Below are 7,205 nucleotides of genomic sequence, written 5' to 3' on the forward strand. Positions count from 1 at the left end.
TCCCCTCCGACTCCTGAGAGTCCCACCACGGGCAGATCCACCCGCAGAACACGACACGAGGGCCCCGCCGCACTCCGCGGCGGGGCCCTCGCACGTTCCGACCCCGTTCGTCCCTCGCGCCCCGCCCACCACGCGCCGCGCCGCTTCGACGGCCGGGGGATAGGGGGAGGGGCGTGGGCTAGGGTCGAGCTAACCCATTGGCTCACCTCGCCCGGATCGTGCGCGCCCACGCGCCGAACCGATCGCACCGTGTGCCCCGCGCAGGAGGAGACCACCATGGCCGAGCCGGTGACCGCGTCGGTGACCGATCCTTACGACACCGCCGAACTACGCAGACGAGTGCTGTCGGCGTGGGCGGACGCGCCCGCCCGCTTCCGGGAGGACGCCAACGCCGAAGAGGACTTCGCGCTGGGCGGCTACCGGGACCGGGTGGTGGTGGAGCTGGCGCAGAACGCCGCCGACGCCGCCCGGCGGGCCGGGGTGCCCGGGCGGCTCCTCCTGGAACTGGCCGGCGACCGTCTCACCGCGGCCAACACCGGTGCCCACCTGAGCGCGGACGGCGTGGAGTCCCTCGCCACCCTGCGAGCCTCCACCAAACGCGGTGACGAAGGCTCCGTTGGCCGGTTCGGGGTCGGCTTCTCCGCGGTGGCCGCGCTCAGCGACAACGTCATCGTGGACTCCGGTCCCGGGGCCGTGCACTTCTCCGCCGAACGCGCCCGCGCCGTGGTCACCGACCTGTTGGACGCCAACGGCACCCATGCCGACCTCGCCGACGAGGTGGCGCGGCGTTCCGGGCACGTACCGATGCTGAGGCTGCCCTTCCCCGCCGACGTGCTGCCCGAGCGCCCCGAGGGCGAGTTCGACACGGTCGTCACCCTGGTGCTCCGGGACGAGCAGGCCCGCGAACGGGTGGGGGAGTTGCTGGAGCGCACCGGCGAAGCGCTGCTGCTCGCCTTGGAGGGTCTGTCCGAGGTACGCGTCGTGGTCGACGGCGCCGAACGTCTGCTCACCCGTTCCGAGGGTGAGAAGGCCGCCGGGAGCGACCTGATCACCACCAACCACAACGGCGACGGCACCAGGGTCACCCATTGGCGGACCCTGTCCCGTTCCGGTGAGTTCGACCCCCTCCTGCTCTCGGACCGGCCCACCGAGGACCGCGAACGCACCGCGTGGTCGCTGACCTGGGCCGTACCGCTCGATGAGGAGGGTCGGGTCGGGGCGCTGCCCGCCGACGTCGAGAGCGTGGTGCACGCGCCCACCCCCACCGACACCGAACTCGACCTGTCGGCCGTGCTCATCGGAACGTTCCCCCTGGGTTCGGACCGACGTTCGGTGCAGCCCGGAGGCACCACCGACCTGCTGCTCATGGAGGCGGCCGACGCCTACTGCGCGTTGCTGCGCCGATTCGACCCCCGGGACGCCCTCGACCTGGTGCCCGCCACCCGGGTGGGCGGCGGCGCCATCGACGCGGTCTTCCGGGCCCGCGTCGCCGAACCGCTCCTGGACACCGCGTTCCTGGTCACCGCCGCCGGGCACCCCGTCGCACCGCGCGACGCCGTCCTCTTGGACACGGGGGGTTCCAGTGGAGTCCCCGAACTCGTCGACATGCTCGCGGAGTCGGTCGCACCGCTGCTGCCCGGCGCGTGGAGCCCCCGCCACCCCGCGCTCGTCTCGCTGCGTGTGCACCGTCTGGGCCTGGCCGACCTCGCCGACCTTCTCGGGGACGCCCAACGGGCGCCCTCCTGGTGGGCCTCGCTGTACAAGGCGCTGGCCACGGCGGGCGCCGCGGGCGCCGACCTCGACGAACTCGGTTCCTTGCCGGTGCCCCTGGCCGACGACCGGCTCGTCCGTGGCCCTCGCTCCCTGCTGTTGCCCACCGACGAGTGGGCCCGGGTGGTCGATGCCGAGGGCAACCGGCTCGACCCGGCCGTCCTGGCGACCCTGGGCGTGCGCGTGGTCCACCCCGAGGCAGCGCACCCGCTCCTGCTGCGCCTGGGCGCGGTCGAGGCGGAGCCCGCCACGGTGCTGGCCGACCCCAACACCGAGGGCGCCGTCCGTACGTCCCTGGACGCGGAGGACCCCGAACCGATCGCCGAGGCCGTCCTGGACCTGGTCGCCGCGGCCGGCACCACCGTCGAGGACCTGCCCTGGCTGTCCGAGCTGGCGCTGCACGACGACGAGGACGGTTACTCGGTCGCCGCCGAACTCCTGGTCCCCGGTGCTCCGTTGGCCGATCTGTTGGTCCACGACGCCCCGTTCGGGACCGTGCACGAGGACCTCGTCCGCAGGCACGGATCCGACGCGTTGCGGGCCGTGGGCGCTCTGTGGGGACTCACCGCGGTGCGAGCCGAGGAGGTCGCCCTGGGGGAGGACCCGGGCTCTGTCTTCGACGGGGCCGCGGGGGAGGACGGCCCCGAAGGGCTGGAGGACTGGTCGGACGAAATCCTGGAACGTCTCGGCGACCCGGAGCTGCCCCCGGTCGTCCCCGAGCTGGTGTGCGTGACCGACCTCGACTACATCGCCGACGACGCCTGGCCCAAGGTGTTGGCGATGCTCTCCTCCGGACCGCTGCGCGCGGCCGTCACCGAACCGGCGCGGCTGTTGACGTCGGACGGTCGGGTCGTGGACGTGCCCTCCTACACCGCCTGGTGGCTGCGCACCCGCGCCCTGCTGAACGACCGCGCGCCGGTCGAGCTGCGCACCGCCGACGCCGACCCCGGGCTCCTGGGCCTCTACGACGAGGTACCCGCCGAGATCGACCCGGAGTTCGCCCGGGCCCTGGGTGTGCGCAGGACCCTCCCCGACCTGCTCGCCGACCCCGACGGCCCCGACGACCTGTTGAAGCGACTGGCCGACCCGGCCCGTCACGTCGACCGTTCCTCCCTGCGGCGTCTGTGGACCGCCTTGGCGGACCTGGACGCCGACCTGGTCACCCCGCCCGACCTGGTGCGGGCCGTGCAGGGCGGTTCGATCGTGGTCGCCGACGCGAACGACGCCGTGGTGGTGGACTCACCGGACCTGCTGCCCCTGCTGGAGGACCGGCCGTTGGTGTTGGCCACGGCCGACGTCGCCGAACGGCTGGCCGACGTGCTCGACCTGGATCTGGCCTCTGAGGTCGTCACCGCGAAGGTGAACTCGACGGGTCGGATCCGCGCGGTGCCGGACGAGGCGGCGCTGTTCCTCGACGCGTCGGGGAACCCGGACCGTACCTACCTGCACCATCGGACCCTCACCGTGGACGGGGTGGAGGTGGACTGGTACACGGGCGACGGAACGGTGCACGCCTCCGGTACGGAGGGACTGGCCCGTGCGCTGTGCTGGCGTGCCGGTCAGTGGTCGCGCCGCCACCTGTTGGCGGCGGTGCTGCGTGATCCGTCGACCGCGGCGCACCTGCTCGCCGAATCCGACCTGGAGTAACCCTCTCCTCCCCGGTGATCTTGCCACCAGAAGCGAAGGAAGCGCCCTTTTCGCCACCGGTGGCGAGATCACGGATCAGGTGAGAGCGGCCGCCAGACGCGGGCCCAGGCCCTGCTCCGGTTCGGCCCACTCGGTGACCTCCAACGGGTCGCCGACGGACACGGCGCCGGGGACGGTCACGGCGAACTTCGAGCAGAACGCGACGCCGCCGTCGTCCGCGCGCCGGTACCCGGCCAGGGCGCGAAGGGGCTCGGGTCCGCGCTTGTCACCGGTCTCCTGGTCGATGGTGGTGACCGCGCACCGGATGCACACCTTCGCGTAACCGAGCTCCGTGGTGCCCAGACGGACCCTGCGCACCCGGTCCTCGGTGTGCGCCTCCGGCCAGCCGGACACGACGACGTTGGGCCGGAACCGCGAGATCGGCACGGGCTCGCCACCGGTGGCGAGGATGCGTTCGTTGAGCAGGTCCAATGAGGACAGCGAAGCCAACACGGCGGCGTGGCCGTCGGCGAACCCCGCGGTGCCGAAGGTCAGGCCCGTGGTCTCGCGCCGGTGGTCGTCGGGCACCCGCACGAGTCTGCTGGACGAACCGAGCACCTCCGTCAGCCACTCGGCGGCCTCGTCGCCCTGGTCCACGCCCTGGAGGGGGTTCCCGTGCACGGTGACGTCCAGGCGCGGGCCGTCGGGGGTGGTCTTGATCTCGACCGGTTCGCCCCCGGGGACCCGCAGCGTCAGACGGGAGGCGTCGGCGTCGATCTCAGGGACGATCCGCGCCATCCGGGGGTCCTTGCGCTGGCTGCGGAAGGTGCCGGAGTCGTCGACCACCATGAAGGCGCGGTCGTGGGCGAGACCGGAGGAGGTGACCTTCGAGGTGGACAAGGGGAGGCCCGCGCACCCCTTCACCGGGTAGGTGACGAGCGCGCTCACACGGGCGATGGGTTCAGGGGCCATGCCACCAAGTTAGTGGAACCGCCGGGGGGAGGCCGAACACCTTCACCGGGGCCTGCCCGTCCCGATCGCCGTGACCGCCCCCGTGGTGCGTTCCGTCGTCCGGCCCGGCAGGATGGGGCGTGGCGAAAGGGGCGTTCGTGAGTGACGTGACGAATGGGACCGAAGCACCGGTCCTGAGTCCGGCCCGAAGATGGCTGGTCCTGGCGGCGGTCTCCGCGGGTCTGCTGTTGATCTCGGTGGACATGACGGTGCTGTACACGGCCCTGCCGACCCTCGGCGCGGACCTCGGCGCGGACGCCTCCCAACGTCTGTGGATCATCAACGCCTACCCCCTGGTCATGGCGGGGCTGCTGTTGGGCGCCGGGACCCTCGGTGACCGGGTCGGGCACAAACGCATGTACCTGATCGGGCTGGTCCTGTTCGGTTCGGCGTCCCTGGTCGCCGCCTACGCCACGACCCCGCAGGTCCTGGTCGCCGGGCGCGCCTTCCTGGCGGTGGGCGCCGCCGCGATGATGCCCGCCACCCTGTCGCTGATCCGGATCACCTTCACCGACGAACACGAGCGCGGTATCGCGATCGGCGTGTGGGGGACCATGGCGATGGTGGGCGCCGCCATCGGGCCCATCGTCGGCGGATTCCTGCTGGCGTACTTCTGGTGGGGGTCGGTCTTCCTGGTGAACGTGCCGATCGTGCTGGTGGCCCTGGTGCTGGCGGCGGTGGTCGCACCGGGTGGCTCGGGTGGTTCCGACCACCCCTGGGACCTGCTCGGTTCGGCCCAGGTGATGGCCGCTCTGGCGGGCGTGGTGTACGCGATCAAGGAGGTCACCGGGCCCGAACCCCGGGCCGTGGCGGTGCTCGCGGCGCTGGTGGTCTCGGCGGTGGGTTGGTGGACCTTCGTACGCCGCCAACGCGCACGCCCCTACCCGTTGATCGACTTCGCGCTGCTGCGCGACCCTCGCATCCTCATCGGAGTGCTGGCCGCGGCCATGGCGATGTTCGCCGTCGCCGGGGTGCAACTGGTGCTGACCCAACGCCTTCAACTGGTGCTGGACCTGACCCCGTTCCGCGCGGGGCTGGTGGTGGCCGCCATGGCCCTGGGGGCCCTACCGGTCGGCGTCACCGCCGGGGCGCTGCTGTCCCGTCTGGGCACGCGCCCGGTGATCGGCACCGGGCTGTTGGTGACCGCGGCGGGCACGGCGCTGGTCCTGCTCACCTCGAACGCGCCGCTGGCCTGGACGGTCGCCGGGCTGTTGGTGGCGGGCGCGGGCACCGGAGCCGCGATGACCGCCGCCTCTGCCGCGATCGTGGGGTACGCGCCCCAACACCGGGCCGGGATGGCCTCCTCGGTGGAGGAGGTCTCCTACGAACTCGGCAGCCTGACCGGCGTGGCGATCCTGGGCAGCCTGCTCTCCGCCGTCTACACCCGGACCGTCGCCCTGCCCGCGGGCGCCCCCGCCGAAGCGGCCGGCGGGCTGGACGAGGCCCGCACGGTCGCCACGGGAATGGAGGGCGGCGCAGCGGACGCGCTACTGGCGGAGGCCGTCCACGCCTTCGACAACGGTTACCGGGCGACCCTGATCATCGCCGTCGTCGTGCTGACGGCGAGCGGCCTGTTCGGTTTCCTGTACAAGCGGGGGAGCACCTCGGAGACGACCCCCGCACAAGGGTGAGCCGTCCCCGTCGGATCAGCGGGTGACGCGGAAGAACCCCTCGGAGATGAGGGTGCGCAGCGCGTCCGGGGTACGTTCACGGACGGTCTCCTGGTCCTCGCCCATGAGCTCGGCGATCGCGTCCAACAGCGGTCCGACCGGCATGGTGCCGTCGCAGACGCTGGCCAGGGCCGCCTCCACGGTGCCGATCCGGGCCACCCGGTGCAGGCCCTCCCGCTGCCGGAGCAGGATCTTCTCCGGGTCGGGCGCGCCCGGCACGCCCACTCGTTCCTCGACCACGCCGGGGGCGAGCGCCACGTGCGCCGCCAACAGGGCGGCGTCGGTGAGTCGGCGCGCGGTCATCGATCCGTCCACCACGTCCGGCAGGTAGCGCCCCACCGGCTGCTCGATGTCGTGTCGCAGCTCCTCGACCCGAACCGTGGCGTCCTGGGCGACGTCGTTGCGCAGACTGATCCAGCCGAACCCGATGCCCTTGATGCCCTCGCGCTCGAAGTAGTCCAGCCAAGCGTCGTAGCGTCGGGTGTACTCGGGGGTCCCATGCTCGCAGGAGTCGCGCAGCCACAGTTCCACGTACTCGGCCGGGTCCTGGACGTCGCGCTGGACCACCCAGCCCGAACAGCCGGTGCCGGTGATCCACCCGCCGACCCGGTCCTCCCAGTCGTCGCCGTCGGTGTGGGTCCAGTTGGCCAGGAACTGGGCCCAACCGCCGTCGGTGAGATGAGCGGGGGCCTGCCGGACCAGCTCGGCGCAGACGGTGTCGCCCGGCAGGTCGGTCTCGCGGTAGGTGTACCGGGCCGCCTCGGGGGTGATGACGAAGGGCGGGTTGGAAACGATCAGGTCGAAGCGTTCGCCCTTGACCGGTTCGAACAACGAACCCTGGAGCAGGCGGGCGTCGTGGACCCCGGACAGCGCCAGGCTGATCCCCGCCAGGTGGACGGCGCGCGGGTTGAGGTCGGTGGCCACCACCTCACGTGCCCTGGAGGCCAGGTGCAGGGCCTGGACCCCGCATCCGGTGCCCAGGTCCAGGGCCCGTTCGAAGGGACCGTCGACCATCAGCCGGGACAGGTTGGCGGAGGCCCCACCCGTACCCACGACGTGGTCGTGGCCGGGGACGTCGCCACTGCCGGGGCGAACCTTGGGGTCGGAGACCACGAACCCGGGGCGGCC

4 protein-coding genes are annotated in these 7,205 nt (G+C 72.4%); 2 read left to right on the forward strand and 2 right to left on the reverse strand.

What is annotated here, in order from left to right:
• Positions 1-276 precede the first annotated feature (276 nt).
• On the forward strand, positions 277-3,417 hold the full coding sequence (locus K8V84_RS18165) for a sacsin N-terminal ATP-binding-like domain-containing protein (RefSeq protein ID WP_304076431.1): 3,141 nt from the start codon (positions 277-279) through the stop codon (positions 3,415-3,417).
• A 75-nt stretch (positions 3,418-3,492) separates the two neighbouring features.
• On the opposite strand, the gene K8V84_RS18170 is transcribed toward K8V84_RS18165, so the two are convergent.
• Complete coding sequence (locus K8V84_RS18170; RefSeq protein ID WP_304076433.1) at positions 3,493-4,368, reverse strand: MOSC domain-containing protein; 876 nt, start codon at positions 4,366-4,368, stop codon at positions 3,493-3,495.
• A gap of 137 nt (positions 4,369-4,505) precedes the next feature.
• Here K8V84_RS18170 and K8V84_RS18175 point away from each other — a divergent pair, with 137 nt between their 5' ends.
• On the forward strand, positions 4,506-6,038 hold the full coding sequence (locus K8V84_RS18175; protein ID WP_304076435.1) for an MFS transporter: 1,533 nt from the start codon (positions 4,506-4,508) through the stop codon (positions 6,036-6,038).
• 15 nt (positions 6,039-6,053) lie between these two features.
• On the opposite strand, the gene K8V84_RS18180 is transcribed toward K8V84_RS18175, so the two are convergent.
• The coding region (locus tag K8V84_RS18180) for a class I SAM-dependent methyltransferase (RefSeq protein WP_304076437.1) at positions 6,054-7,205 on the reverse strand (1,152 nt) is incomplete at its 5' end.

This window comes from Nocardiopsis listeri (assembly GCF_020741345.1).
Lineage (GTDB): Bacteria > Actinomycetota > Actinomycetes > Streptosporangiales > Streptosporangiaceae > Nocardiopsis > Nocardiopsis listeri_A.

Bases quoted from the DNA above. Each gene is read 5' to 3' on its own strand.
- K8V84_RS18165 (WP_304076431.1), top strand. From the start codon at position 277: ATGGCCGAGCCGGTGACCGCGTCGGTGACCGATCCTTACGACACCGCC.
- K8V84_RS18170 (WP_304076433.1), bottom strand. From the start codon at position 4,368: ATGGCCCCTGAACCCATCGCCCGTGTGAGCGCGCTCGTCACCTACCCG.